21 protein-coding genes and 2 tRNA genes are annotated in these 22769 nt (G+C 70.5%); 11 read left to right on the top strand and 12 right to left on the bottom strand.

The annotated features are described in order from the left end of the window. Positions 1 to 128 precede the first annotated feature (128 nt). Entirely contained in the window at positions 129 to 3119 is a 2991-nt protein-coding gene (locus HNR07_RS18855; RefSeq protein WP_221318871.1) for a UPF0182 family membrane protein, read from the top strand. A gap of 217 nt (positions 3120 to 3336) precedes the next feature. Here HNR07_RS18855 and HNR07_RS18850 read toward each other — a convergent pair whose 3' ends face one another. Further along, entirely contained in the window at positions 3337 to 5004 is a 1668-nt protein-coding gene (locus HNR07_RS18850; protein WP_184360216.1) for an IS4 family transposase, read from the bottom strand. Positions 5005 to 5645: 641 nt separating this feature from the next. Between HNR07_RS18850 and HNR07_RS18845 the strand changes: the two genes are divergently transcribed. After that, positions 5646 to 5722 (top strand) — tRNA-Met (locus HNR07_RS18845). Positions 5723 to 5999: 277 nt separating this feature from the next. Then, positions 6000 to 6076 (top strand) — tRNA-Met (locus HNR07_RS18840). A 90-nt stretch (positions 6077 to 6166) separates the two neighbouring features. Here the strand turns inward: HNR07_RS18840 and HNR07_RS18835 are convergent. After that, the gene (locus tag HNR07_RS18835) at positions 6167 to 6745 is read right to left on the bottom strand and encodes a MarR family winged helix-turn-helix transcriptional regulator (RefSeq protein WP_184366119.1); all 579 of its coding nucleotides are present in this window, start codon (positions 6743 to 6745) and stop codon (positions 6167 to 6169) included. 123 nt (positions 6746 to 6868) lie between these two features. Between HNR07_RS18835 and HNR07_RS18830 the strand changes: the two genes are divergently transcribed. Beyond that, complete coding sequence (locus HNR07_RS18830) at positions 6869 to 7801, top strand: VOC family protein (protein ID WP_184366118.1); 933 nt, start codon at positions 6869 to 6871, stop codon at positions 7799 to 7801. A 111-nt stretch (positions 7802 to 7912) separates the two neighbouring features. Here the strand turns inward: HNR07_RS18830 and HNR07_RS18825 are convergent, their stop codons facing one another. From HNR07_RS18825 to hisN, 5 genes are all read right to left on the bottom strand, one after another. After that, the gene (locus HNR07_RS18825; RefSeq protein WP_184366117.1) at positions 7913 to 8632 is read right to left on the bottom strand and encodes an ABC transporter ATP-binding protein; all 720 of its coding nucleotides are present in this window, start codon (positions 8630 to 8632) and stop codon (positions 7913 to 7915) included. Further along, positions 8633 to 9667 (bottom strand): HlyD family efflux transporter periplasmic adaptor subunit, encoded by a 1035-nt coding sequence (locus HNR07_RS18820; protein WP_184366116.1) that lies wholly within the window; start codon positions 9665 to 9667, stop codon positions 8633 to 8635. A gap of 9 nt (positions 9668 to 9676) precedes the next feature. Continuing rightward, the gene (locus HNR07_RS18815; protein ID WP_184366115.1) at positions 9677 to 10912 is read right to left on the bottom strand and encodes an ABC transporter permease; all 1236 of its coding nucleotides are present in this window, start codon (positions 10910 to 10912) and stop codon (positions 9677 to 9679) included. Positions 10913 to 11112: 200 nt separating this feature from the next. Further along, a complete protein-coding gene (locus HNR07_RS18810) occupies positions 11113 to 11634 on the bottom strand; it encodes a hypothetical protein (RefSeq protein WP_376769930.1) in 522 nt (173 codons plus the stop codon). A gap of 94 nt (positions 11635 to 11728) precedes the next feature. After that, positions 11729 to 12538: a histidinol-phosphatase gene (gene hisN, locus HNR07_RS18805; protein WP_184366113.1), complete on the bottom strand. Its 810-nt coding sequence runs from the start codon at positions 12536 to 12538 to the stop codon at positions 11729 to 11731. Positions 12539 to 12642: 104 nt separating this feature from the next. On the opposite strand from hisN, the gene HNR07_RS18800 reads away from it, so the two are divergent. Both HNR07_RS18800 and HNR07_RS18795 read left to right on the top strand, forming a co-directional pair. Continuing rightward, the gene (locus HNR07_RS18800) at positions 12643 to 13230 is read left to right on the top strand and encodes a TetR/AcrR family transcriptional regulator (protein WP_184366112.1); all 588 of its coding nucleotides are present in this window, start codon (positions 12643 to 12645) and stop codon (positions 13228 to 13230) included. Positions 13231 to 13237: 7 nt separating this feature from the next. After that, entirely contained in the window at positions 13238 to 13543 is a 306-nt protein-coding gene (locus tag HNR07_RS18795) for a DUF2087 domain-containing protein (RefSeq protein WP_312893888.1), read from the top strand. A 28-nt stretch (positions 13544 to 13571) separates the two neighbouring features. Here the strand turns inward: HNR07_RS18795 and HNR07_RS18790 are convergent, their stop codons facing one another. Then, positions 13572 to 14465 (bottom strand): NAD(P)-dependent oxidoreductase, encoded by an 894-nt coding sequence (locus HNR07_RS18790; protein ID WP_184366111.1) that lies wholly within the window; start codon positions 14463 to 14465, stop codon positions 13572 to 13574. A gap of 159 nt (positions 14466 to 14624) precedes the next feature. On the opposite strand from HNR07_RS18790, the gene HNR07_RS18785 reads away from it, so the two are divergent. After that, on the top strand, positions 14625 to 14939 hold the full coding sequence (locus HNR07_RS18785; protein ID WP_184372282.1) for a winged helix-turn-helix transcriptional regulator: 315 nt from the start codon (positions 14625 to 14627) through the stop codon (positions 14937 to 14939). 24 nt (positions 14940 to 14963) lie between these two features. Here the strand turns inward: HNR07_RS18785 and rsgA are convergent, their stop codons facing one another. Both rsgA and aroA read right to left on the bottom strand, forming a co-directional pair. Continuing rightward, positions 14964 to 15995: a ribosome small subunit-dependent GTPase A gene (gene rsgA / locus HNR07_RS18780; protein ID WP_184366110.1), complete on the bottom strand. Its 1032-nt coding sequence runs from the start codon at positions 15993 to 15995 to the stop codon at positions 14964 to 14966. Then, entirely contained in the window at positions 15992 to 17329 is a 1338-nt protein-coding gene (gene aroA, locus HNR07_RS18775; protein ID WP_184366109.1) for a 3-phosphoshikimate 1-carboxyvinyltransferase, read from the bottom strand. The genes rsgA and aroA overlap by 4 nt, the downstream gene beginning before the upstream one ends. A gap of 113 nt (positions 17330 to 17442) precedes the next feature. Between aroA and HNR07_RS18770 the strand changes: the two genes are divergently transcribed. Beyond that, positions 17443 to 18615: a cysteine desulfurase family protein gene (locus HNR07_RS18770; RefSeq protein ID WP_184366108.1), complete on the top strand. Its 1173-nt coding sequence runs from the start codon at positions 17443 to 17445 to the stop codon at positions 18613 to 18615. A gap of 49 nt (positions 18616 to 18664) precedes the next feature. Here the strand turns inward: HNR07_RS18770 and HNR07_RS18765 are convergent, their stop codons facing one another. Both HNR07_RS18765 and HNR07_RS18760 read right to left on the bottom strand, forming a co-directional pair. Next, a complete protein-coding gene (locus HNR07_RS18765) occupies positions 18665 to 19318 on the bottom strand; it encodes a peptidylprolyl isomerase (protein WP_184366107.1) in 654 nt (217 codons plus the stop codon). Positions 19319 to 19424: 106 nt separating this feature from the next. Further along, positions 19425 to 19916, bottom strand: coding sequence for a PLD nuclease N-terminal domain-containing protein (locus HNR07_RS18760; protein ID WP_184366106.1), 492 nt, complete (start codon positions 19914 to 19916; stop codon positions 19425 to 19427). 231 nt (positions 19917 to 20147) lie between these two features. On the opposite strand from HNR07_RS18760, the gene HNR07_RS18755 reads away from it, so the two are divergent. The 3 genes from HNR07_RS18755 to HNR07_RS18745 all read left to right on the top strand — a co-directional run bounded on the left by HNR07_RS18755 (position 20148) and on the right by HNR07_RS18745 (position 22742). Continuing rightward, positions 20148 to 20966, top strand: coding sequence for a helix-turn-helix domain-containing protein (locus HNR07_RS18755; RefSeq protein WP_184366105.1), 819 nt, complete (start codon positions 20148 to 20150; stop codon positions 20964 to 20966). 139 nt (positions 20967 to 21105) lie between these two features. Then, positions 21106 to 22320 carry an amidohydrolase gene (locus tag HNR07_RS18750; protein ID WP_184366104.1) on the top strand — a complete coding sequence of 405 codons (1215 nt, stop codon included), beginning with the start codon at positions 21106 to 21108 and terminating at the stop codon, positions 22318 to 22320. Positions 22321 to 22541: 221 nt separating this feature from the next. Next, positions 22542 to 22742, top strand: coding sequence for a hypothetical protein (locus HNR07_RS18745; RefSeq protein WP_184373105.1), 201 nt, complete (start codon positions 22542 to 22544; stop codon positions 22740 to 22742). The last annotated feature ends 27 nt before the right edge of the window (positions 22743 to 22769 follow it).

Genomic DNA, 22769 nt, shown 5'->3' with positions numbered 1-22769 from the left:
TTCGGGAACCTGGCGGCCACCGATTAAGTTTTCAGTAATAAGGCGCACCACGCGCACCGACCGCACCTACCAAGCCAGAACGAGGGGGAGGCGTGAGCTTCCGATCGCCCGGCGCACCACCTGCGCGTATGCCTCGCCGATCAAGGTTGCTCGCGCCAGTCGCGGCGACCGTGGTCGTCATCATCGCGGGGTTGATGTTCGCCGCGAACTTCTGGACCGACTACAAGTGGTTCAATTCCGTCGGCTACACCAACGTCTTCCTGACCGAGCTGTGGACCCGAGTGCTGCTGTTCGCCGTAGCGGCGCTCGTCATGGCGGTCATCGTCGGCGCTAGCATCTTCTTCGCCTACCGGGCCCGCCCGGCCACCAGGCCCATGAGCCTGGAGCAGCAGGGCCTGGACCGCTACCGGCAGTCCATCGACCCGCACCGCAAGCTCTTCTTCTGGATCGCCGTGGGCGCCCTGGCGCTCTTGGCCGGTGCAGCGGCCAGCGGTGACTGGCGGGTCTACCTGCAGTTCGTGAACAGCGCCGACTTCGGGGTGGCCGACCCCGAGTTCGGTATGGACATCGCGTTCTTCGCGTTCACCTATCCGTTCATGCGCGTCCTGCTCGGTTACCTGTACGCGGCCGTCATCCTGGCGTTCATCGCCGCGGTGATCGTGCACTACCTGTACGGCGGCGTACGCCTGCAGAACGACTCCGGCCAGCGCGCCACCCCGGCCGCCCGGGTGCACCTGTCGGTCCTGCTGGGCCTGTTCGTGCTCCTGCGCGCCGCTTCGTACTGGCTGGACCGCTACGGGCTGGTCTTCTCCGACCGCGGTTACACGTTCGGTGCCTCCTACACGGACGTGAACGCGGTCAAGACCGCCCTGACCATCCTCACCGTCATCTCGGTGATCTGCGCGATCCTGTTCTTCGCCAACATCGCCTTCAAGAACACGATGATCCCGGTGGCCTCCCTCGGGCTGCTCGTGCTGTCCGGCGTGGTCGTCGGCGGAATCTACCCGGCGATCGTCCAGAACTTCCAGGTCGACCCGAACGAGCAGCGTCTGGAGAGCCCGTACATCGAGCGCAACATCGAGAGCACGCGCGAGGCGTACGGGATCGCGGACGCCGAGGTGGAGACCTACGACGCCACCACGGAGCTCACGCAGCAGGAGCTGGCGGCCGAGGCCGACACCATTCCCAGCGTCCGTCTGGCGGACCCGGCGGTCGTCTCACAGACCTTCCAGCAGATGCAGCAGGTCCGAGGCTTCTACCAGTTCCCGGACGTGCTGGAGGTCGACCGCTACCCGGACGCCGACGGCAACCTGATCGACACGCTCGTCGCCGTCCGCGAGCTCGACGGTCCGCCCGCGGACCAGGACAACTGGCTGAACCGGCACCTGATCTACACCCACGGTTTCGGCATGGTCGCCGCTGCGGGCAACCTGATCGACAACGAGGGCCGCCCGGTCTTCACCGAGTACAACATCCCGCCGCGCGGTGACCTCAGCGATGTCAGGGGCGAGTACGAGCCCCGCATCTACTACGGTCGCGAAGGCGCCGAGTACGTCATCGTCCAGGCCGAGGAGGAGTACGACTTCCCGCTCGACTCCGAGAACGACGAGCCTGACGTGCCCACCCTCGAGGACGCTGTGGACGCCAGCCCGGACGCGGACGACGCCCGCGTTCCCGCTGATGGCGACGAAGGGGCGGAGGAGGCCCCGGCCGAGGACGCCGAGGCCGTCGACGAGGGCGCCGAGGACGCGCCCACCAGCGGCTCCCAGGCCTACAACCGTTACGACGGTGACGGCGGAGTGGCGCTGAACAACTTCTTCGACCGCATCCTGTACGCGATCAAGTACCAGGAAACGAGCATCCTGCTCAACAGCGCGATCACCAGCGACTCGCGGATCATCTACGAGCGCGACCCGGTGGACCGCGTCGAGAAGGTCGCTCCCTTCCTGACCATGGACAGCCGCCCCTACCCGGCGGTCGTCGATGGCCGGATCGTGTGGATCGTCGACGGTTACACCACCTCCGACGGTTACCCGTACGCCAACCGGATCGACTTCACCCAGGCGGTGACCGACACCTTCACGGACGGTTCGATCCAGCAGGTCGGCGCGCTGCCCGGCAACGAGGTCAACTACATCCGCAACTCGGTGAAGGCCACCGTCGACGCCTACCACGGCACCGTCACCCTGTACCGCTGGGACGAGGAGGACCCCGTCCTCCAGACCTGGGAGGGCGCCTTCCCGGGCACCATCGTCGACCGGGACGAGATGAGCGAGGAGCTCCTCCAACACGTCCGCTACCCGGACGACCTGTTCAAGGTGCAGCGCGAGATCATGCGCGAGTACCACGTCACGGACGCCGCGTCCTACTACGGTGGTCAGGACTTCTGGTCGGTTCCCAACGACCCGACCCAGGAGGGGGACGTCCCCGAGCCGCCCTACCGCCAGACCATCAACTTCCCGGGCTCGGAGGAGGCCAGCTTCTCGCTGACCACCACGTTCGTGCCGCGAGGCCGTGAGAACCTGGCCGCGTTCATGGCCGTGGACAGCAACCCCGAATCCGAGGACTACGGTCAGCTGAAGCTGCTGGAGCTGCCCCGGAGCACGGTGATCTTCGGTCCCGGTCAGGTGCAGAACGCGTTCGACTCGGACGCCGACGTGCGTGAGGTCCTGCTCCCGCTGGAGCAGTCCAACGCCGAGGTGACCCGGGGCAACCTGCTGACCCTGCCCTTCGCCGGCGGTCTGCTGTACGTGGAGCCCCTCTACGTGCAGGCCGGTGGCGGCGGAGCCGCGTCCTTCCCGCTGCTCCAGCAGGTCATGGTCGGCTTCGGTGAGGAGGTCGCCATCGGCAGCAACCTCCAGGACGCCCTGAACAACCTGTTCGAGGGCGACGAGGCCCCCTTGCCCGAACCGGATGCCGAGGAGGGCACCGAGGACGACGAGGAGACCGCCGAGGCGGGTGCGGGTGAGGGCGACGCTGGCGACAGCGACGCCAACGACCTCACCGACGCCCTCAACGAGGCCGTCGAGGCCTGGGAAGAGGCACAGGAGGCCAACGAGGACGCCAACGAGCGCCTGCGTGAGGCTCTCGAGGCCCTCGAGGAGGCCGCGGGCAACTAGTCCGTAGTCCGAGAGGAAGTACCGCGCGCCGCCGAAGGCGCTGTGTACGACGGGGCGGGACCTTCCGGGTCCCGCCCCGTTCCTGTGGATGCTGTTGGCGAATCCGGTTGGGGCCCGCATCTGGTGTGCGGGGCTCCCTCGTTTCCCGCCGCGTGATGGTCGTTGTCTGCGCTGCGCGCGTCAAGGTCGTCGCCGTCGGAGCGCCAATGCCGTTTAGTTAAGGGACAGGCTGAGCTGTCAACCCCGAACTCGCCCACCGTGGCGCCAGGGTGTAACGGCCTCGAGCGATCCGTTGCAGGAACCCTTCCTGGACCCACACGCCCATCTGCGTGGCCAGACTCCGGTAATGGGGATAACCCAAAGCCCGAGCCACCTCGATCGGGCTCCAACCTCGGTCTGGACCAGAACCCAACAGGCGCATCGTGCGCTCCTTGGACCCACCAGGGCGGATTCCAGGTGCCAGCGGTTGAGCTGCGGACTGTTTGGGGCCCACCACGGCCCCAGGCGCAGGGGCCAAGATCTCCAACTCCACTTTCTGCACCTGGTGGGTGGCGAGCGGCCGCTCGGGATCGGCGTAGCCGTAACGCAACTGAGGACACTTGACCTTGCGCGCGCTGATCCGAGCACGGCGGGCCGGGAGCAGGTTGTCCAACACCGCCTGAACGATGCTTCCGCCCCGGCCGGGATCGTCATCGTCGGGCAGCACCTGCTGGGCAGTGATGACCTGACATCGGGCGGTGTTCAGGGCAGTGGTGAACCCAGCCCGATCGGCGTGGGTGCCCGGCCGGGACTCCACCGCCTCGACCATGGCCATGCGCAGCGCTTGGTAGAGCGCCAACAGGGCCCACACCTCCTGCTCCAGGCCGACCGGGTCCTGGGAGCGCAACACGCGACGGTGCAGCAGGGTATGGCGCAGGGAGTAGAAGGCCGATTCGATCTCCCAGCGTTCGTGGTAGAGGGCCAGCAGCTGTGGGGCGGGGTCGGTGCGGTGGTCGAGCAGGGTGGTGGCCAGCCGGTACACGCCCCTGGCCTGCTGCCCGTCCTGGGTGGTGGCGGTGATGCGGGCTTCGATGACGCGGAGTTTGAGCCCGTCCAGGTGGGTGAGGTAGGAGCCGTCCGGTAGCAGGGTTTCCACCCGGGGGCGGCGGCGTGGGTGCAAACGGATCAGGAGTTGGGCTCCGGTGGTGGCGAGCTCGCCCAGGAAGGTGTTGCCTTGGTAGGCCTGGTCGGCCAGGACCAGCATCTGGGGGGTGAGCAGGCCCAGCAGGGGGCGGGCCTGGTCGGGTTCGCCGCTGGGGGCTCGGGTCAGGGTGGCTCCCAGCAGGGAGCGGGTGCCGGTCTCGCACAGGGTGGTGATCTGCAGGCGGGGGTAGCCTTCCACGCCTTGCTGGTAGTGGATTTTGCGGAGCCAGGTGAGGTTGCGTTCGCTGTCAGGGGCTTTGATCGAGTGGCAGGCGTCAAAGGCCACGGTGCGCCAGTGCCGGTAGCGGGTGCCGGGGGTCGCGGGTTGGGCCAAAGGAACCGCGAGGGTCTCGAAGAGGGTTTTGAACGGGCCGGCTCCCAAACGTCGGCGTAGGTGGCTGAGGGCGGATTGGCTGGGGCGGGGCACGGGTAGGCCGTGCAGGCCTGCGACGAGGGTGTCCCAGACGCGGGCGTATCCCAGGTGGGGGAACAGGGTGAGGGCGAGCACGAAGTAGACGCCGACCCGTGAGGGCAGGCGGCGTAGTCGTTGTTGCTGGGTGCGGGTGTGTTCCAGGGCGGCGTCGATGAGGTCGAAGGGGAGGTAGCGGGTGAGCTCGCCCAGGTGGCCGGGGGCGTAGATTCCAGCGGCCACGGTGATCGTGCGGGTGGCAGAGGTTGTGGTGGTGGCATACTGGTCGGGCAACGGGGCCTCCGGGCGCAGGTGGATCTTGGTCGATTTCCTGCTTCTATCGGAGGTCCCGTTCTTTGTGCTGGGTGGTTGCGGGTGGTGTTACAGGCTTGACATCTGGCCTGAAGCGCTAACTAAACGGCATTGGTCGGAGCGCTTCGCTCTGTGGGGCGCTCCGCCTTGACCCGCTCCCCAGGCCAGACGGGGACCCCTACCCGGCCCGGTGGACAGACCGATCGAAGCGCCACCCCGGCCGGACCCGGACCGGTTTCGGCCCCTCCTTCCAGCGTGATCTTGCTACCAGGAGCGAGTTCGGCGCCGAACTCGCTCCTGGTAGCAAGATCACCGGGGACCTGACGGTTACGGACGCAACAGACACGTGCCAGCCCGGGTTTCGGGCACCTCCACCCACCCCCAAGCCCCCGAACCCACTGCGGAGAACCCTCCCCGGACCCCATCCGGATTCGCCAACAGCATCCGTTCCCGTGCCCCTGGTCCGCGTCCGGGGCGGTCCGCGAGGAAAGCCTGGTAGAGTAGCCAATAGGCCGGGTCGGGCAGCTGACCAGGGCGAACAGGTGGATCTCCGATCGGTTTCGTGCCAACAGAAACCGATTTGCCACCCGGGGTTCAAGGCCCTAAAGTAGAGATCACAACGACGCGGGGTGGAGCAGTTCGGTAGCTCGCTGGGCTCATAACCCAGAGGTCGCAGGTTCAAATCCTGTCCCCGCTACCAAGATCGGACCCGGGAAAAATCCCGGGTCCGGTGCTTTTCTCGGTTTCTTCGCCTTGGCGGTGAATTCGGGAAGCGCGTATCGGAGTCGATATTCGACGAGGATGCGCGTGCGCGGTGAGAATGCCGGGGCGGTCCGCGAGGAAAGCCTGGTAGAGTAGCCAATAGGCCGGGTCGGGCAGCTGACCAGGGCGAACAGGTGGATCTCCGATCGGTTTCGTGCCAACAGAAACCGATTTGCCACCCGGGGTTCAAGGCCCTAAAGTAGAGATCACAACGACGCGGGGTGGAGCAGTTCGGTAGCTCGCTGGGCTCATAACCCAGAGGTCGCAGGTTCAAATCCTGTCCCCGCTACCAAATCAGGCCCGGAACTCATTTGAGTTCCGGGCCTGTCGCATTTTTCGAGGTACTGTCCGGGGCACCGTGTTTCGTCGTGCCCCTCCACGGTTACTTGGCCGGGTCCGCCGGACAGGCCGGCTCTGGAGCCGGATCCGCGGGGCAGGCCGGGGGCGGCATCGGATCCGCACCGCGGCTCTCGTCTTCGCTGCCCTCCCCGCCGATGATCCGCTTCGGGGCGTCGGGGTCCAGCTTCGTCAGGATCGCGTAGGTGAGTTCGGTGAGCTGTGCCACCCCCCGCTCGTCGAGTCCGTCGAGGATCATGCGGCGTACGGCCGAGTCGTAGCGCGCACGACTGGATCGGTACACCCCCAGGCCCTCCTCGGTGAGCCGTGCGTTGGTGGCGCGCCCGTCCTCCGGGCACGGCGCCTTGCGTACGAGGCCCTTGCGTTCGAGGCCGGTCACCACGCGCGACAGCCGGGGCAGGGTCGCGTTGGTGCGCGAGGCCAGGGCGCTCAGCCGGAGCCGCTGCTCCTCGGCCTCGCTCAGCGCTTCGAGCAGGGTGAACTCGAAGGAGGTCAGGCCCGCGGGGGAGAGCTCCTTGTCCAGGGCCGTGGGGAGCAGCTCCAACAGGGCGTGCAGACGGGCGAGGGCGATGCGCTCCTCGTGCCGCAGTGTGGACTCAGCCATGCGGCCATCCTAGCAAATAGTTGTACTTACAATCTTTCTGCCCTAGGGTGATGGTTGTAGGTGCAAGCAAATGGCTGGGGGCGGGTACGCACCTCGGGCCGCAGGACCCGGGGAGGGCCCGAAATGACCGCACGCCCCAGCGAAGAAACCACCGCCGACGAGCGCGTCCTCAGCGCCGAGACGACCATGGACGCCGTGACCCTGCGCGTCGGGGACCTGGAGAACATGGCCTCGTACTATGCGAGCGCCCTGGCCCTGGAACCCATCGAGGAGCGCTCACACGGGCGCGAGGTCCGCCGGGTGCTCGGCCGCGGCGGCACCCCGATGATCCGGCTCATCTCCACCCCGGGGCTGCCCGGCGTCGACCCGGGGCAGGCCGGGCTGTTCCACACGGCCTTCCTCTTCGACGACGCCGCCGCCCTCGCCGCGACCGTCCACCGGTCGGCCGACGACCCGCGCAGCCGGTTCGTCGGTTCCTCGGACCACCTGGTCAGCGAGGCCTTCTACTTCACCGACCCGGAGGGCAACGGCATCGAGCTCTACACCGACCGCGACCGGGCGGACTGGAAGTACGACAACGGACAGCTCCGGATGAGCACCCTGTACCTCGACCCCAACGCCTACCTGCGCACCCACCTCGACGAGGCCGTCGTCGCTGAGGGGCCGCGGCGCGCCGGACGGGTGGGGCACGTGCACCTCCAGGTCGGTGACATCGCGACCGCCAGGGCCTTCTACGTCGACGCGCTCGGTTTCGAGACCACCGTCGCGACCTACCCGGGAGCGCTGTTCGCCGCGGCCGGCGGGTATCACCACCACGTCGCGATGAACACCTGGAACAGCGCGGGCGCGGGCCCGCGCGCCGCCGGGCTGGGGCTCGGCGACGTGGCGGTCACCGTGCCGGGGCGGGAGGACCTCGACGCGCTCGTGGCGCGTCTGAGGGCGCTCGGGGTGGCGCACGCCGACACCGGTCGGGCGGTGGTCACGGACGACCCCTGGGGCACCCAGGTGACCGTCGCGCTGCCCGGTACCGGCACCGAGGAACTCCTGGCGCGCTGACCGACCGCGCGGCCGGTGCCCGCCCTGCCGGGAACACGCGGTGCCGGAAACACGCGGTGCCCGGAGCCGCCCGCCAGGGCGGCTCCGGGCACCGCGTACTCACCGGGAGGGTCAGCGGGTACGGCCCTCCACCAGTTCCACGACCCGGTCGGCCCGCTCGGCCACCTTGGGGTCGTGGGTCACGACCACCACGGCCGCGTCACGCACCCGGGACTGGTCGAACAGCTGGTCCATGATCATGGTGCTGCTGGCGGCGTCCAGAGCGCCCGTGGGCTCGTCGGCGAGGATCAGCGCGGGTTCACGGCTCAGCGCGCGCGCCAGGGCCACTCGCTGCTGCTCACCGCCGGACAGCTGGTGCGGCTGGGAGCTGAGGCGGTGACCCAGCCCCACCGACTCCAGCAGTTCCTTGGCGCGGGCACGGCGGCGCAGCACCGGGACCCCGCCGAGCACCATCGGCACGCCCACGTTCGCCAGGGCCGTGCGCCGCTCCAGCAGGTGGAACTGCTGGAACACGAACCCGATCCCCTCGCCGCGCAGCCGCGACCTGCGGCCCTCGCGCAGGGGAGTGGTCTCCACCCCGTCGAAGACGTAGGAGCCGCTGCTGGGCTTGTCCAGCAGTCCCAGCACGTTCAGCAGGGTGGACTTGCCCGACCCCGACTGCCCGACGATGGCCACGACCTCGCCGCGGGAGACGTCGAAGGTGCAGTCGTGCAGGACGTCGATCCGGGTGCCGGAGACCATGAAGTGCCGGGTGATCCCCCGCACCCGGAGCAGCGGGGGACCGGGCTTGCGCATGGTGACGGCCACCGGGTAGGGGCCTTCGGCCGTCATCTAGCCACCCATCCCGTAGAAGTCGCCCTCGAACTCCTCGTCGTCATCGGCGTCACCGGGAACGTCGAAACGCGGGTCCAGCGGAACCGGGTCCATGATGGTCTCGCCGACCTCCAGCCCCTCGGTGACCTCGACGAGCTGACCGTCGGAGAGGCCGAGCGCGACCTCGCGGTTCTCCTCGCTGCCGTCCTCGCCGACCACGATCACCTCGCCCTCCTCGGCGGTGCCGCGCACGGCGGTCACCGGGACGACCACGACGTCCTCGACCTCGCCGGTGCTCACCGACATCTTGCCCCTGACCCCCTCGAAGACCTGGAGGTCCGAGGGCACCCGGCAGGAGATCTCCGCCCCGGAGCCGTCCCCTTCGGACTCACCGGTGAACGGGTCGAACTCCTCCTCGGCGGGGGCGGACCCCTCCTCGGCGGCGCCCACGCCGATGAACTCGCACTCGGCGGCGGGCGGCCCCTTGTCGATCTTGAGCATGATGTCCTCGGGGTTGTCGTAGAGCCGGTACAGGTCGTTGGCGGGGACGGTGGCCACGGCGCGGAACTGGTCCGGGGCGACCGTGGCCACGGTCGCCCCGGCCTCCAGGACGTCGCCGACCTGCACGTCGCCCATCCCCCTGATCGTCCCGGCGGTGGGCGCGTAGAGGGTGATCTCGGTGGTCGCGGGTCCGGACTCCTCGTCGTCCTCGCCCCCGCCCGCCGTGGGTTCGGCGGGCACGGAGACATTGAGGACCGGGGCCCCGTTCTCCACCGCGGCGCCGTTGTCCAGCCACAGGTGGGTGACGGTGCCGCCCTTGTTGGCCTTGAGCGCCTTGCCCGGTTCCGGCTGCACGGTGGCGTCGAGTACGAGCAGGGAACTGACCGTGCCCAGTCCGACCTCGACCGGGCCGCCGCCCACGTCCGCGGCCTGGCTGATGAACTCGTCCTCGTCCAGGTCGGCGCCGCCGAAGCTGGACAGCAGGAGGTAACCCGAACCGACCAGGCCCAGCATCAGGGTGAGGGCCGCGCCGATGATGATCCACTTCTTCACTTGTGTCTCCTATTCCCGCAGCCCGGCGACGACGGACGCGCGCAGCGCCCGGATCGCGGGGATGATCCCGGCCAAGAGTCCGACGAACGCCGCGCTGCCCAGCCCCACCAGGGCGGCGGAGGGCGGAACGGTCATGGCGATGTCGGGTGGCAGCCACATGAGTCGGCCGATGACGACCCCGCCGGCGGCCACCATCGCCCAGGACAGCGCCAGGGCGATGAGTCCGGCGACGACGGCCACCACCACCGCCTCCATCACCACGGCCACGAACAGGGTGAACCTGCTCGCCCCGAGCGCTCGGTAGGTGGCGAGTTCACGCCGTCGTTCGCGCACGGTGACCAGCCCGACGTTGAGGACGCCGAGCAGACCTGTGGTGAGGGTGATCACCGCGATGCCGATCAGGCCCAGGGACAGGTATCCGATGACCTCGTCGGTGGTCTCCGCGTAGTCGGAGCGGTAGGCCATGAGGCTGTCCTGGCTGTCGACCCCCCAGCGCCAGCTGGCCGAGGCCAGGCGCTCGGTGAACTCCTGACCGAAGTCCATCTCGTCGGCGGCGGAGTCGGAGGGGTCGATCCGCGCCAGGTAGGCGACCTGTGTGGCCGAGTTGTCCTCGGGGCTCCAGGAGGGGCCGAAGAGGAGTTCCCCGGAGGCGGGGGCGCGCAGCAGGTAGGCGCTGTACCAGTCGCCGTCGTACGCGGAGCTCTGCGAGACGCCCACGATCCGCACGTCGGCCCAGTGGTCGCTGCCGAGCTGGACGCCGGTGAAGTCGCCGAGTTCGGCGGCCAGGGCCTCGTTGACCACCAGCACCGGTGCCCGTGACTCCAGGTCGGCCTCGGTGAACCAGCGGCCCTGGGTCATGTTGATCCGGCGGATGTCGCCGAGGGCGGCGTCCACGCCGACGACTTCGACGTTCCGGAATACCTGGTCGCCCTTGCGGAGGGGCGGTTCGTTCTCGATCCGCTTGAGGACCGAGGTCTCGATGGCGCCGGCGCGGCCGAGGTCCTCCTCGAACGCGTCGAGGTCGGTGACACGGTCGAACGCGGAGACCTCCATGGTCGCCGCGCGTCCCGCGTTGGCCTCGCTGAAGGCGGTGGCGTAGCGCTGGCCCAGGTCGCCGGCGGTGACCACCATGATCAGGGCGCCGACACCGACGACGATGCCCGCGCAGGACAGGATGGTCCGGGCCACGTTGGCTCGGGAACCGGCGAAGGCCAGCACGATCCCAGCGGTGAGGGAACGCAGCATGGAGCCCCTTCCCGTATGTCTGTAGGGCCCGGCACGGTATCGGGGCGGCGCCGGGCTGCCCCGCGTCGGGCGGGGCGTCAACAGACCCATCGCGGGTACGGGGGGTTTCGGTTCATCCGGAGGAGACTGTTCTGGTGGCCGAACCCGGCCACACGGGGTTGCCCGGCGCTATCCGGGGGGACTGGCCGGGGCTCCCGGGGTCACTCCACCTCGAAGCCGTCGCAGGTGATGGGCGCCCCGCTCTCGGTGTCGGACCACACGACGGTGTACACGCCGGAGGCCAGCTCAGCCCCGTCGAAGGCGTCGGGGTAGTCCAGGTGGATCCACTCGCCCTCGCCGAGGTCGGCCTCGGCGGTGGCGGTCTCCCCGTCGGGACCGGTCACGGCGGCGGTGACGGTGCCGGAATGGCCTTGGGTGTCGGACAGTCCGAGTTCGACCGGCTCGCCGCCCCCGACCGCCGTGCGCGGGGCCTGGCTGCGCCAACCGCCGGGGAGTTCGGGGTCCACCGCGGGGGCGCAGGCGAAGCGGGCGGGGTCGAAGGCGGTGTCGGGTATGCCGAGGCCGAGCGAGTCGGGCCCGGCGGAGTCGCGCACGGTCTCGGCGATCATCTCGCTGAGCTGCTGCGGGGTGTGGCCGTGGCTCTGGCCACAGGCGGTGGCCAGGAGGAGGACCGCTCCGCAGAGCGCGACCGTGCGCCGTCGGTGGGTTGTCGTGGTCAGCACACAGCGCACGCTACTACTTAACGTGTTCGTCCAGGTGCTTTTCGTGTTGTTCAGGGGTGCCGAAGGTCGCCGCCGGACTCCGGGACTCCGAGGGCTACTCCGGGCGGCGCAGCGGGGTGGGGCCTCCGTTGAGCCAGGTGAGCACCTGGTCGTGCAGGACCCCGTTGGTGCACACCAGCGGACCGCCGTCCTCGAAGCCCTCGCCCCGCAGGTTGGTGGCGCGACCGCCCGCCTCCTCCAGGATGATCGGCAGCGGGGCCGCGTCCCACAGGGACAACTCCGGTTCGGCCCCGATGTCGACGGTCCCCTCGGCCACCATCACGTGCGACCAGAAGTCGCCGTAGGCCCGGGTCCGCCACACCGACCGGGTCAGCCCCAGGAACGACTCCAGGCGGCCCTGCTCCTCCCAGCCGGTCAACGACGAGAAGCTCAGCGAGGCGTCCGAGAGGTCCTGGACCTTGGAGACGTGGCAGCGGGTGGCCTTGGACAGGCTGCGGCCCGTCCAGGTGCCGCCGCCCTTGGAGGCCCACCAGCGCCGGTGCAGCGCGGGGGCCGACACCACGCCCACCACGGGGCGGTCGCCCTCCAGCAGGGCGATCAGCGTCGCCCACACCGGGACGCCGCGCACGTAGTTCTTCGTGCCGTCGATGGGGTCGATGACCCACACCCGGTTGCTGTTGCCGCTCTTGCCGTACTCCTCGCCGACCACCGCGTCACGGGGCCGGGCACGGGAGAGCACGCTGCGCAGGGTCTCCTCGACCATGCGGTCGGCCTCGGTGACCGGTGTCAGGTCCGGTTTGGTGTCGACAACCAGGTCAAGCGCACGGAAACGCTTGACCGCGATGTCGTCGGCAGCGTCGGCGAGCACGTGGGCCAGCCGCAGATCATCGTCAAAGGACGCCATGGCCGGTAACGCTACCGTCCCGGGCACGAACATGCCCAAACCGGAGCCCCCGCGTGATCAGAGTGTTAGAGGACTCGGGAAGGCACGGGTGCGAGGATGGGGAGATGGGTACCGTGAGCGGAGACAGACGGCCCGGGGAGGGCACCGGGGTGCGCGAACGGCTGATGGACGCCGCCTACGCCGAGGTCCTGGCGGGTGACTGGGGCGAGCGGCGGATGGTGGACATCGCCGCCACGGCACGGGTGTCCAGGCAGACCCTCTACAACGTCTTCGGGAGCAAGGAAGGGCTGCTCCAAGCAGTGGTGGTGCGTGAGGTCAACACGCTGCTGGACACCGTGATGGGGGTCCTGGATTCCGACGGCGACGACCCCGCGCACGCGGTGAGCCGGACGACCCGGATGGTCCTGCTCGCGGCCCGGGACAACCCTCTGCTGCGCGCGGTGGTCACCGGCGACGACCAGCTCCTGCCCGTGGTGACCACCAGGTCCGCCCCGCTCCTGGACGCCCTGCGCGAACGCATCTCCCTCACGCTTCGGGAACGCTGCCCGGACGTGGCCCCCGACACCACCGAGGCGGTCGCGGACGTGGCCCTGCGGCTCATCGTGTCCTACGCGCTCCAACCCATGGACCCGGACCAGGCCGCCCAGCGGGTGGAGATGGTCGTGCACGGCATGCTGCCGGTGGACCGTTGAGGAGGCCGTGGTGCCGGAGGAGCGCGGACCGAGAGAGCTGACCGAACACGAACGCGGTGAGGTACTGCGCACGTATATGCCACAGGGGCGGATCACCGCCGTCCCGGTCCGGCGCCCGGACCGCCTCGTCCTGCTCGACCAGGTCGCCCGGGCCTTCGAACCCGGCGTGCGCTACACCGGGGCGGAGGTCAACGCCGTCCTGTGCCGGTTCAGCGCCGATCTGGTGGTCCTGCGCCGCAGCCTGGTGGACGAGGGCTTCATGGAACAGGACCGGACCCACTACTGGCGCTGCGGCGGCACCGTCGACCTCTAGCGGCCTGTGGCGGGTCCGGCCCAGGGCTTCAGGGGCGCTTGACGAGCAGCTCCAGGGCCCCGGTACCGCCCTCCTCGTCGAAGCCCTGCGCAAGACGCTCCTCCAGCAACTCCGAGTACGGGGAGAGCAGCCGGTAGTCGACCCCCTGCTCCCGTGCCGCGGCCTCCAGGGTGCGGTTTCCGGAGACGAGCATGGGCAGGTTGGCCACCACGTCCCTGGTGTAGTCGCCGCTCTCGATCTGCTCGGCCATCGAGCCCGCTGTCGAGGCCATCGCGTTGAGCCAGGACACCAGGAGGCCCGAGAACTCCTTCAGCGGCATCTCCTCGTCGCGGACCAGGGCGAAGGCGTGCGTGACGCCCGCGAACAGGCCGTTCATGGCGCTGAGCAGGGCGATGTCGTACAGGGCGGCGGCGCCCGGGCGGGCCCCGGCCCAACGTGTGCCCAACGGCACCGCGAGGGTTGCCTCGTGCTCGGTCAGGACCTCACGGGTACCGCTGTAGAACACGTAGCCGCCCGCCTCGGGAACGCCGACCATGGGCGGGATCGCCATGATCCCGCCGCTGAGGAAGCGCGCGCCCCGCTGCCGCGCCCACTCCGCCCGGGCGTCGGCCTGGTCCGGGGTACCGGTGGTCAGCTCCACCAGGTCCCGACCGTCGAGGTCGGTCCCGGCCAGCGCCTCCCCGACCGAGGCGTCGTCGAACAGGCAGGTCACCACCAGCTCTCCCGAGGCCACTGCCTCGGCAGCGGTGACGGCGACGTCGGCGCCGAGCGCGCGCAGGGGCTCGGCCCGGGAGGCGGTCCGGTTCCAGACGGTGACGGGGTGCCCGGCGGCGAGCCAGGTGCGGGCCAGGGCTGAGCCCATGGCGCCCAGACCGAGCAGGACGACGCGGGGCTTGGTTGACTGTGTGGTGTCGTGTGTCATGGGCCCAGCCTCGGGCCGGGCCCGGCACGCGGACAAGTACGCACTTCGAAGTGGGTGCGCACTCCGGGGTAAGCATCCAGCTGGACGAGGCGGGAAGGGGCGGGGACGTTGGTCACCAGGCGCGGGACGAAGGACTACCACTGCGGCATCGACGCGGCGATGGACGTGGTGGGCGGGAAGTGGAAGGTGCTGATCCTCTGGGCCCTCGACGAACGCCCGCGCCGCTTCGGCGAGCTGCGCAGGGTGCTGCCGGGAGTGTCGGAGAAGGTCCTCGCCTCCCACCTGCGCGAGCTGGAAGACGACGGGATCGTGCTGCGTGAGGACTTCGCCGAGGTCCCGCCCCGGGTGGAGTACTCGCTTACGGAGCTCGGACGTGGCCTGAACCGCGCGCTGGAACCCCTGGGGCGTTGGGGACGTGAGCACGTCCTGGGCAAGGCCTCCCACAACGAGGCACCCGTGAGCCACGCCCCCTGACCGGCCGAGCGGCGCGCGGATGAATCAGTGGTGCGGGCCGGGTGGCGGCTGCTCCGGGTCGGTGTCGTCCTCGCCCTCGCGGCTGCTGAGCAGGCGCCGGAGCGAGGCCACGCGCTCGGCGTCGAGGCCGCCCCGGGCCTGGGCGGCCTCGACGGCGCACTCCGGGGCGTCGGGCTGGTGGGTGCAGCCGGGCGGGCACTCCTCGGCGATCTCGGCGAGGTCGTGGAAGCCCGCCACGATCTCCTCCGGGGAGATGTGCGCCAGACCGAAGCTGCGCACCCCCGGGGTGTCGATCAGCCAACCGCCCTCGAAGGGCAGGGCGAGCGCGGAGGTGGAGGTGTGCCGACCGCGGCCGGTGACCGCGTTGACGTGGCCCACCGCCCGGTCGGTGCCCGGCACGAGCCGGTTGACCAGGGTCGACTTGCCCACACCGGAGGAGCCCACGAACACCGTGCTCTTGCCGGCCAGGCGGGCGCGCAGTTCGTCGAGGCCACCGTCGGGGCTGAGCACCTCGTACGGCAGCCCCAGCGGCTTGTAGGTGCGCAGCATCTCGTCGGGGGAGGCCAGGTCGGCCTTGGTCAGGCACAGCAGCGGCTCCAGCCCGGCGTCGTAGGCGGCGACCAGGCACCGGTCCACGAAGCGCGGCTGCGGGGCGGGGTCGGCCAGGGCGCAGACGATGGCGAGCTGGTCGGCGTTGGCCACGATCACCCGCTCGACCGGGTCGGTGTCGTCCGCGGTCCGTCTGAGCACCGAGGCGCGCTCGCGTACCCGGACCACGCGGGCCAGGGTGTCGGGCCTGCCGGACAGGTCGCCGACCACGTCCACCCGGTCGCCGACCACGATGGAGCCGCGGCCGAGCTCGCGGGCCTTCATCGCGACCACCGGGACGTCGGCGACCAGGCACCGGTACCGGCCCCGGTCGACGGCGGTGACCAGGCCCTCCACGGCGTTCTCGTGCTTGGGCCGCTTGCGGGTGCGCGGCTTGGAGCCGCCCCGGGCGCGTACGCGGATGTCGTCCTCGTCCAGGTGGCGTCCTCCGCCCCGCGTGCGGCTCATGCCAGGACCTCCGACCACAGGCCGGGGAAGTCGGGCAGGGTCTTGCGTGTGGTGGCGATGTTCTCCACCTCCACCCCGGGCACCGCGAGCCCGATCACCGCGCCGGAGGTGGCCATCCGGTGGTCGTCGTAGGAGTGGAACACCCCGCCGTGCAGGGGTCGGGGCCGGATGACCAGCCCGTCGGGCAGCTCCTCCACGTCTCCGCCCAGGCGGTTGATCTCGGTGGCCAGCGCCGCGATGCGGTCGGTCTCGTGCCGGCGCAGGTGCGCGATCCCGGTCAGCCGGGAGGGTGAGTCGGCCAGGGCGGCCACGGCGGCGATGGTGGGGGTGAGTTCGCCCACGTCGCGCAGGTCGGCGGTGATCCCGTGGATCGCACCGGTACCGCGCAGGGTCAGGTCCGTGTCGTCCGCGCCGGACCGGAGGACCTCACCGCCCATCCGGGTGAACAGCTCGCGCAGGGCGTCTCCGGCCTGGGTGGTGCGCACCGGCCACCCCTGGACGGTCACCTCACCCTTACTGACCAGGGCGGCGGCCAGGAAGGGCGCGGCGTTGGACAGGTCCGGCTCGACGGTGAGTTCCGAAGCGGAGACCGGACCGGGCTCGACCTTCCACCAGTTCTCGCCGGTGGTGACGGCGACCCCCACCGCGCGCAGCATCTCGACGGTCATGTCCAGGTGCGGCTGGGAGGGGACCGGCGGGCCCTCGTGCCGGATGTGCACGCCCTCGGTGAAGCGGGCACCGCTGAGCAGCAGGGCGGAGACGAACTGGGAGGAGCCCGAGGCGTCCAGGGTGACCTCGCCGCCGCGCACGGCACCGGTCCCGCGGATGGTCAGGGGCAGGGCTCCGCGGCCGCCGTCGTCGATGTCGGCGCCCAGGGCGCGCAGGGCGCCGACCAGCTCGTCGATGGGCCGCTCCCGGGCGCGGGGGTCGCCGTCGAAGCGCACGTCACCGGTGGCCAGGGCGGCCAGCGGCGGTACGAACCGCATGACGGTACCGGCGTTGCCGACGTTCACGTCGGCCGGGCCGCGGAGGGCGGCCGGGGTGACGGAGAGGTCGGGGACCGAGGGGTCCTCGGAGGGGACCTCGGCCACTCCGACGCCGAGCGCGCGCAGGGCGCCCACCATGAGCTCGCTGTCCCTGCTGACCAGAGGGCGGCGCACCACGCACGGCGTCGCGGAGAGCGCCGCCAGCACCAGGGCCCGGTTGGTGACGGACTTGGACCCGGGCAGGGGGATCCGGGCGCGCACCGGCCGCTGGGCGGCGGGCGCGGGCCAGTGCTCCCCGGCGGGGGCGGTGGCGGTCGTGGCGGGCTGCGTGGACGCGGAGTCAGGCATGGTCCAAGGTTATCGGTCCGGACCGGGGAGCGGAGAAAGTCCGTGTCCGGCCTGTGGACAACGGGGGACGGTGGGTGAACCGGGATGTGGCCGGACGTATCCTGGAATGCGCCATGGTGTATCTGGATCACGCAGCCACGACCGATGTCCGCCCCGAGGTGATCGCCGATGTGGCGGCGGAGCTCGGTGCCCTCGGCAACCCCTCGTCCCTGCACGGCCACGGGCGGACCGCCCGGCGGACCGTCGAGGAGTCGCGCGAACGCGTCGCCGAGGCGGTGGGAGCCACCCCGCACGAGGTGGTCTTCACCGCGGGTGGGACCGAGTCGAACAACATCGCGCTCAAGGGCCTGTACTGGTCCCGCAACGCCGAGGACCCGGCGCGTACGCGGATCCTGGTCAGCGCCGTGGAGCACCACGCCGCGCTCGACCCCGTCCGTTGGATGGCCGACCACCAGGGCGCCGTCTGCGAGGAGCTTCCGGTGGACGCCCTGGGCAGGGTGAGTCCGCGGGTCCTGCGCGCGGCGATCGAGCGCGACCCCGCCTCGGTGGCCGTGGCCTCCGTGATGTGGGCCAACAACGAGATCGGCACCGTGCAGCCGGTGCGCGAGCTGGCCGGGGTCGCCGCCGAGTACGGCGTTCCCTTCCACACGGACGCGGTACAGGCGGTGGGGGCCGAGGAGGTCGACTTCGCCACTAGCGGGGTCAGCGCCCTGACGCTGAGCGGCCACAAACTCGGCGGCCCGGTGGGCAGCGGGGCACTGGTGGTCGCGCGGGGGCTCGCTCCGGTTCCGGTCCTGCACGGCGGCGGCCAGGAACGTGACATCCGCTCCGGAACGCTGTCCGCCCCGCTCACCCGGGGACTGGCGACCGCGGTGCACACGGCCGTGGCCGAACGCGAGGAACACGTCAAGCACCTGACCGCGCTCCGCGACGAACTGGAGTCGCGTGTACGCGGGGTCGTGCCGGACGTCGGGGTCAACGGCGATCCGGAGCTGCGGCTCCCCGGCATCGCCCACCTGTCGTTCCCCGGCTGCGAGGGCGACGCCCTGCTGATGCTGCTGGACGCCAGGGGCATCTCCTGCTCCACCGGCTCCGCCTGCTCGGCGGGGGTGGCCCAGCCCAGTCACGTACTGCTGGCCGCCGGGGCCGACCCGGACGTGGCGCTGAGCAGCCTGCGTCTGTCCCTGGGCCGCACCTCCACCGGGCAGGACGTGGACCGGCTGGTCGAGGCGATCGGCCCCGCGGTCGAACGCGCCCGCGCCGCCATGGCCAAACGGCGGCGCTGAGCGCGCTCGGGTCTCGGTCGTTGCGGGCCCGGGTCGGTTCGAGCCGGGGTCAGTCGTCCGCGTGCTTGATGGTGACGGACTCCAGCACGACATCGTTCGTGGGACGGTCGTTGTCGTCCGTCTCGGTGACCGCGATCGCGTCCACCACGGCCATGGACTCCTCGTCGGCGACCTTGCCGAAGATGGTGTGCAGCCCGTTCAGGTGCGGGGTGGGCGCCACCGTGATGAAGAACTGCGAGCCGTTGGTGTCGGGGCCCGAGTTGGCCATCGCCAGCAGGCCGGGCTCGTCGAAGCCCAGCCCCGAGTCGAACTCGTCCTCGAACTGGTAGCCGGGGCCGCCGCGGCCGGTGCCCGTGGGGTCACCGCCCTGGATCATGAAACTGTCGATCACGCGGTGGAAGATCGTGCCGTCGTAGAACTCCGCCTCACCCGTCTCCGGGTTCTCCGGGCCGTCGCCCTCGGCGAGTTCCACGAAGTTGGTGACGGTCAGCGGTGCTTCCTCGGCCAGGAGCTCCACCTCGATGTCGCCCTCACTGGTGTGGAGCGTGGCCCCGGTGACGTCGGGAACCTCGACCTCGGCCGCGGGTTCGGTCGCTTCGGGCGAGGTGGCCTCCGGCTCGGCCTCCTCCGCGTTCCCGCACGCCGCGGTGGCGAGCAGGGCGGTGGAGGCGAGGATCGCTACCGGCACAGTCAAGCGGTTCATCGGTTCACTTCCGGGATCAGATTCGCAGCGGGGCGGCACACAGGTTACTGGGAACCCGGGAGCCCCAGATCCCGGGGGCGTGCCCGACCGAAATACTGTGACCGAATCAGGATGTGGAACCGGTCGCGTCCTCGTCACCTTCGTGTTCGCGCCGCTCCTCGCCCTGACCTCGCTCCTGGCTCCGGTCCCGGTCCCCACCCTGGTCCAGAGCCCGGTGCTCCCGCTCCTGGCGCTCCCGCTCCTGGCGCTCCTGGAACTCCCGAGCGCGCTGGCGCTGCTCCTCGGCCCGCTCACGGCAGCGCCGAAGGAACGCCTCGTCCTCCTCCGGTGAGACGGCGCGGGCGCGACCGGGGTGCTCGTACTCGGGGAAGGGCGGCGGCGGGCCCGCCGGGCCGCTGGAGAGCGCGGGGTTCCGGGGCGGGCGGCCCAGCATGAACCACAGCGCGGGGCCGAACTTGGGCACCAGCAGGACGATCACGGCCCAAACGGGCTTGGGCAGCAGCCGGACCCGATCGGCGTCGGACCCGATGACGTCGAACAACACGTAGACCCAGAAGACGAGCGAGGCCACGGCGAGGAAGAGGGCGAGGTAGACCAACGGACCTTCCAATCGGGGGAAACACTCGACAGGCGTGGGCGACATCGTCGACTTTGTGCTGATTTATCACGGATGGCCGCACCCGCCCGGACGCTTGACCAGCCGCCCCGACCCAGGAGAAGGTCGGATCAAAGGGGCTGGGGTGTCACACTGAAGGGTACGTCACCGCAGGCCCCTAGAAGCGTCGCCCCGGGCGGCGCCCCGAGGTTCCGGGCGAGGACGGGAGAGGTTATGGGCGTGAACACCGCGTTGCCGTCGGCGATGTGGCTCCCCTTCGGAGCTCGGGTGCTGCGGGCCCGATCCGACCGGGGCCTCTCCCGCGCGGAGCTCGCCAGGAACGTCGGGGTCACCGACGACAAACTCCGCGAGGTCGAGGACGCGCACTGCCGCCCGGCCCGCTCCCTGGTGGAACGGGTCGACACCGTACTCGGCACCGAACACCAGTTGGTCGACGCCTGGGCGATCACCCTCCAGGCCGAGGCCTTCCCCAGCGAGTTCGGCGACATGAGCGAGCTGGGCACGCACGCCGCGCGCCTGTGGGAGCACCAGCCGATGGCGGTCCCGGTCTTCCTGCGCACCCGCGAGTACTCGCGGGCCGTCCTCGAGCCCCGCCACCCCAACCTGGAGCCCGAGGAGATCGAGGCGCTGGTGGAGGAGGAGATGGCTGAGCGGGCGGCGACGACCGGGCCGGAGGGCCCCGCGCTGCGGGTGGTCCTCAACGAGTCCGTGCTCCAACGGCCCCAGGGCGGCGCGGACGTCCTCAACGGCCAGCGCGACTTCCTCGCCGACCTCATCAAGGCGGGCATCGTCGACCTCGGGGTGATCCCCGAGGAGACACCGCACCACCCGGGCCTGGGCGGGGCCTTCAGAATCATGGAGTTCGCCGACCGGCCCAGCATGGTCTACGCCTTCGCCGCCCAGGGCGGTGAGCTCACCGGGGACAGCGAGGACGTCGGCCACTGCCGGATGGTGCGCGACTCCATCGAGGAGGCCAGCGTCCAGCTGACCCCGGAGTCCGAGCTCCTCACCGCCCGCTGGCCCGCCGGATGAGCGGCCTGCGGTCTGTCGGCTGACGGCCACCAGGCGGCCGACCGAAGGGTCAACGGTGCTGACCGGTGACCGATTCGTAGGGTGATCGGTCGTCGAACGGCCTTGGGAACGTGACCGTCCATGGGTTAGGTTGCCCGCCATGGATATCGCAATCACTTCCGGATACGTCGTTCCCGTCGACGGAGACCCCATCGACGGCGGCACGGTCCTCATCGCCGACGGGAAGATCGCCGCCGTCGGCGCGGCCGCCGACGTCACGGTCCCCGAGGGAGCCGAGATCGTCGACGCCGCTGGCCAGTGGGTTCTGCCCGGCTTCGTCGAGGCGCACGGCCACGTCGGCATCCACGAGGAGACCATCGGCTGGGCCGGTGACGACACCAACGAGATGACCGACCCCAACGGCGCCCGCATGCGCGCGATCGACGCCATCAACCCCGCCGACCAGGGGTTCGTCGACGCGCTCTCCGGCGGTGTCACCAGCTCGGTGATCAAGCCCGGCTCCGGCAACCCCATCGGCGGCCGCACCGTCGCCATCAAGATGTGGGGCCGCAGCGTGGAGGACCGGCTGCTCAAGGAGCCCGCCAGCGTCAAGAGCGCCCTGGGCGAGAACCCCAAGCGGGTCTACGGCAAGAAGGACACGCTCCCCTCCACGCGCCAGGGCGTGGCCGCGGTCATCCGCGACGCGTTCACCAAGGCCCAGGACTACAAGGCCAAGCGGGACCACGCCGCCGAGGAGGGCAACCCCTTCGACCGCGACAACACCCTGGAGACCCTCGTCCGGGTGTTGGACGGCGAGGTGCCCTGGTGCCAGCACGTGCACCGAGCCGACGACATGCACACCGCGATGCGCCTGGCCGACGAGTTCGGCTACCGGCTCATCATCAACCACTGCACCGAGGGCCACCTGCTGGCCGACGAGATCGCCGAGCGCGGCATCCCGGTCATCACCGGGCCGCTGATGACCGCCCGTTCCAAGGTCGAGGTGGGCAACAAGACCCTGGCCAACCCGGGCATCCTGGATCGTGCGGGGGTGAAGGTCGCGCTGACCACCGACGCCCCGGTCATCCCGATCGAGTTCCTCGTCTACCAGGCGATCCTGTGCGTCAAGGAGGGCATGGACCGTGATTCCGCGATCCGCGCGCTCACCGTCAACCCCGCCGAGATCATGGGCCTGGACGACCGGGTGGGCTCCCTCAGGCCCGGTCTGGACGCCGACATCGTGATCTGGTCCGGTGACCCGCTCGACATCATGAGCCGCGCCCAGCGCGTGTTCGTCGAGGGCCGCGAGGTGTACACCTACGACGAGGCCAAGCGCACGGGTACGGCCGCCGACCCGTACTACCGGGAGGCCTAGCCGCTTCTGCCGGTTGGGGTTCCTCAGCGGCCTCAGTGCCGCCGACGGGCCCTCTGAGGTACCTCAGCCGTCCGCACGCCGCGCCCCACGCCGTCTGAGGCGGGGCGCGGCGCAGGTGTCTGGTGAAGTCTCCCGATGTGCGGCCGGGGGCCTTATCGGAAGTCTGTGGGCAGCCGGGAGAGCAGACCCGGTGGACACGGACTCACCGAAACGGGGACACCATGCATCCGGATCTCGCCGCCCGGGCCGCCGACCTCTACCGCGCCGAGGCCGAACGCGCCGCCCGCGAGGAGCGCGCCGCCCGCCAGGCCCGGAAGGAGGCCCGTCGGAGGAACACCAGAGGGAAGGCCGGTGCCGGGGGCGGGGCGCGCGCCACGGAAGCGGAACGCGGCGGCGCCTGCCGCCGCGAATCGGCCGTGTGAGAAACCCGGAGGGGAAGCCGAGCCGGC

It is taken from the genome of Nocardiopsis metallicus, from assembly GCF_014201115.1.
Lineage (GTDB): Bacteria > Actinomycetota > Actinomycetes > Streptosporangiales > Streptosporangiaceae > Nocardiopsis > Nocardiopsis metallicus.
The sequence above is the reverse complement of the archived record's forward strand: the minus strand, read 5'-3'. Positions and strand labels throughout refer to the sequence as shown.

What these genes read in the sequence shown, in the direction of transcription:
- HNR07_RS18855 (WP_221318871.1), top strand. Translation starts at nt 129, where the DNA reads ATGCCTCGCCGATCAAGGTTGCTCGCGCCAGTCGCGGCGACCGTGGTC.
- HNR07_RS18835 (WP_184366119.1), bottom strand. Translation starts at nt 6,745, where the DNA reads ATGGCTGAGTCCACACTGCGGCACGAGGAGCGCATCGCCCTCGCCCGT.
- HNR07_RS18830 (WP_184366118.1), top strand. Translation starts at nt 6,869, where the DNA reads ATGACCGCACGCCCCAGCGAAGAAACCACCGCCGACGAGCGCGTCCTC.
- HNR07_RS18825 (WP_184366117.1), bottom strand. Translation starts at nt 8,632, where the DNA reads ATGACGGCCGAAGGCCCCTACCCGGTGGCCGTCACCATGCGCAAGCCC.
- HNR07_RS18815 (WP_184366115.1), bottom strand. Translation starts at nt 10,912, where the DNA reads ATGCTGCGTTCCCTCACCGCTGGGATCGTGCTGGCCTTCGCCGGTTCC.
- hisN (WP_184366113.1), bottom strand. Translation starts at nt 12,538, where the DNA reads ATGGCGTCCTTTGACGATGATCTGCGGCTGGCCCACGTGCTCGCCGAC.
- HNR07_RS18800 (WP_184366112.1), top strand. Translation starts at nt 12,643, where the DNA reads ATGGGTACCGTGAGCGGAGACAGACGGCCCGGGGAGGGCACCGGGGTG.
- HNR07_RS18790 (WP_184366111.1), bottom strand. Translation starts at nt 14,465, where the DNA reads ATGACACACGACACCACACAGTCAACCAAGCCCCGCGTCGTCCTGCTC.
- HNR07_RS18785 (WP_184372282.1), top strand. Translation starts at nt 14,625, where the DNA reads ATGGACGTGGTGGGCGGGAAGTGGAAGGTGCTGATCCTCTGGGCCCTC.
- rsgA (WP_184366110.1), bottom strand. Translation starts at nt 15,995, where the DNA reads ATGAGCCGCACGCGGGGCGGAGGACGCCACCTGGACGAGGACGACATC.
- aroA (WP_184366109.1), bottom strand. Translation starts at nt 17,329, where the DNA reads ATGCCTGACTCCGCGTCCACGCAGCCCGCCACGACCGCCACCGCCCCC.
- HNR07_RS18770 (WP_184366108.1), top strand. Translation starts at nt 17,443, where the DNA reads ATGGTGTATCTGGATCACGCAGCCACGACCGATGTCCGCCCCGAGGTG.
- HNR07_RS18765 (WP_184366107.1), bottom strand. Translation starts at nt 19,318, where the DNA reads ATGAACCGCTTGACTGTGCCGGTAGCGATCCTCGCCTCCACCGCCCTG.
- HNR07_RS18755 (WP_184366105.1), top strand. Translation starts at nt 20,148, where the DNA reads ATGGGCGTGAACACCGCGTTGCCGTCGGCGATGTGGCTCCCCTTCGGA.
- HNR07_RS18750 (WP_184366104.1), top strand. Translation starts at nt 21,106, where the DNA reads ATGGATATCGCAATCACTTCCGGATACGTCGTTCCCGTCGACGGAGAC.
- HNR07_RS18745 (WP_184373105.1), top strand. Translation starts at nt 22,542, where the DNA reads ATGCATCCGGATCTCGCCGCCCGGGCCGCCGACCTCTACCGCGCCGAG.